Origin of the sequence: Leifsonia sp., assembly GCF_051955155.1 — a bacterium.
Lineage (GTDB): Bacteria > Actinomycetota > Actinomycetes > Actinomycetales > Microbacteriaceae > Leifsonia.
This window is the reverse complement of the sequence record NZ_JBQCGZ010000116.1, coordinates 1-2,656: the sequence shown is the minus strand read 5'-3', so window position 1 is coordinate 2,656 and position 2,656 is coordinate 1. Positions and strand designations below refer to the sequence as shown.

The following is a 2,656-nucleotide window of genomic DNA, read 5'->3' as shown; positions in this document are numbered from 1 at the left end:
CCCCCCCGCCGACTGCTACTGCGGGGTCGACGCCCGGCCCGGCCGCGGTGGGCTCACCGCGGCGATCGAAAGCATCCTCCCCGGCGACAGCGCCCAGGGGAGCACGAACGACCAGGACAGCACTGGTCCAGAGAAGTGGGAGGTGTGACGTGGCCGCAGCAGAACCTGCCGTCCTCGTCCTCGAAGACGGGAAGCGCTATGTTGGCCGGGCCTACGGCGCCCGCGGGCGGACCCTCGGCGAGGCCGTCTTCGCCACCGGCATGACCGGATACCAGGAGACCCTGACCGACCCGTCGTACGCGGGCCAGATCGTCCTCATGACGGCGCCGCACATCGGCAACACCGGCACGAACGACGAGGACATGGAGTCCAGGCGGATCTGGGTGGACGGCTTCGTCGTCCGCGAGCCCAGCCGCGTCGTCTCCAACTTCCGCGCCCAGCGCAGCCTGGACGACGATCTCATCGAGCAGGGCATCGTCGGCATCAGCGGGATCGACACGCGTGCCGTCACCCGGCACATCCGCTCGGCGGGCGCGATGCGGGCCGGCATCTTCTCCGGCGACGACTTCGGCCTGAGCGACTCCGAGCAGCTGGACCTGGTGCTCACCGGGTCCAAGATGACGGGCCGCAACCTCTCAGCCGAGGTCTCCACGGTCGAGCCGTACACGGTCCCGGCGGTCGGCGAGAAGATCGGCTCGGTCGCCGTGCTCGACCTCGGTGTCAAGAAGTCGACGCTCGAGAACCTCGCCGGCCGCGGGCTCGACGTGCACGTCCTGCCGCAGCAGGTCACCGCGCAGGACGTGCTCGGCCTGAACCCGTCCGCGCTGTTCTTCTCGAACGGCCCCGGCGACCCGCAGGCCTCCGACAAGCACGTCGCCCTGCTCCAGGAGACGCTGCGCGCCGGGCTGCCCTACTTCGGCATCTGCTTCGGCAACCAGCTGCTCGGCCGGGCGCTCGGCCTCGGCACCTACAAGCTGCCGTTCGGCCACCGCGGCATCAACCAGCCGGTGCTGGACAAGCGCACCGGACGCGTCGAGATCACCGCGCAGAACCACGGCTTCGCCGTCAAGGCGCCGGTGGAGGGGACGTTCGACTCGCCGGCCGGCTTCGGCACCGTCGAGGTCAGCCACTTCAGCCTCAACGACAACGTGGTGGAGGGGCTCAACTGCCTCGACATCGCCGCGTTCAGCGTGCAGTCCCCCCCGGAGGCGGCCGCGGGGCCGCACGACGCCAACTACCTCTTCGACCGCTTCGTCGAGCTCATCAAGGCTCGCGAGTCCGACGCGGACGAGACGCAGACCCAGGAAGGCACCGACTGATGCCGAAGCGCACCGACATCCACTCCGTCCTGGTGATCGGCTCCGGCCCGATCGTCATCGGCCAGGCCTGCGAGTTCGACTACTCCGGCACCCAGGCGTGCCGCGTCCTCAAGCAGGAGGGCGTGCGCGTCATCCTGGTGAACTCGAACCCGGCCACGATCATGACCGACCCCGACTTCGCCGACGCCACCTACGTCGAGCCGATCACCTGGGAGGTCATCGAGACCATCATCGCCAAGGAGAAGCCGGACGCCATCCTGCCGACCCTGGGCGGCCAGACCGCGCTCAACGCGGCCATGCAGCTGCACGAGCACGGCATCCTGGAGAAGTACGGCGTCGAGCTGATCGGCGCGAAGTTCGAGGCCATCCGGAAGGGCGAGGACCGCCAGGTCTTCAAGGACCTGGTGATCGAGGCCGGCGCGGAGGTCGCGCGCTCGTACATCGCGCACAGCGTCGACGAGGCGCTGGAGTACGCCGAGGACCTCGGCTACCCGCTGGTCGTCCGCCCGTCGTTCACCATGGGCGGCCTCGGCTCCGGCTTCGCGTACACGCCGGAGGAGCTGCGCAGGATCGTCGGCGACGGCATCCACCAGAGCCCGACCAGCGAGGTGCTCCTGGAGGAGTCCATCCTCGGCTGGAAGGAGTACGAGCTCGAGCTCATGCGCGACACCGCCGACAACACGGTCGTCGTCTGCTCCATCGAGAACGTCGACCCGGTCGGCGTCCACACCGGAGACTCGATCACCGTCGCCCCGGCGCTTACGCTGACCGACCGCGAGTACCAGAAGCTGCGCGACATCGGCATCGACATCATCCGCGCGGTCGGCGTCGACACCGGCGGCTGCAACATCCAGTTCGCGGTGAACCCGGAGAACGGCCGCATCATCGTCATCGAGATGAACCCGCGCGTCTCCCTGTCCTCGGCGCTCGCGTCGAAGGCCACCGGCTTCCCGATCGCGAAGATCGCGGCCAAGCTGGCCATCGGCTACCGCCTGGACGAGATCCCGAACGACATCACCCGGGTCACCCCGGCGAGCTTCGAGCCGACCCTCGACTACGTCGTGGTCAAGGTCCCGCGGTTCGCGTTCGAGAAGTTCCCCGCCGCCGACCCGACGCTTACCACCACCATGAAGTCGGTGGGCGAGGCGATGGCGATCGGCCGCAGCTTCACGAGCGCGCTGCAGAAGGCGCTGCGGTCGCTGGAGAAGCGCGGCTCGTCGTTCCACTGGGGCGCCGAGGAGCGCACCGTGGACGAGCTGCTCGCCTCGATCGCGACGCCGACCGACGGCAGGATCGTCGACGTGCAGCAGGCGCTGCGCCTCGGCGCGACCCCGGAG

General features: G+C 69.3%; 2 protein-coding genes. Both read left to right on the top strand.

The annotated features are described in order from the left end of the window. Nucleotides 1-149: 149 nt before the first annotated feature. The gene (gene carA / locus ACTHMF_RS12615) at nucleotides 150-1,319 is read left to right on the top strand and encodes a glutamine-hydrolyzing carbamoyl-phosphate synthase small subunit (RefSeq protein ID WP_440318011.1); all 1,170 of its coding nucleotides are present in this window, start codon (nucleotides 150-152) and stop codon (nucleotides 1,317-1,319) included. Then, nucleotides 1,319-2,656 (top strand): carbamoyl-phosphate synthase large subunit (gene carB / locus ACTHMF_RS12610; protein ID WP_440318009.1); only part of this gene is annotated, 1,338 nt, incomplete at its 3' end. The genes carA and carB, both read left to right, overlap by 1 nt.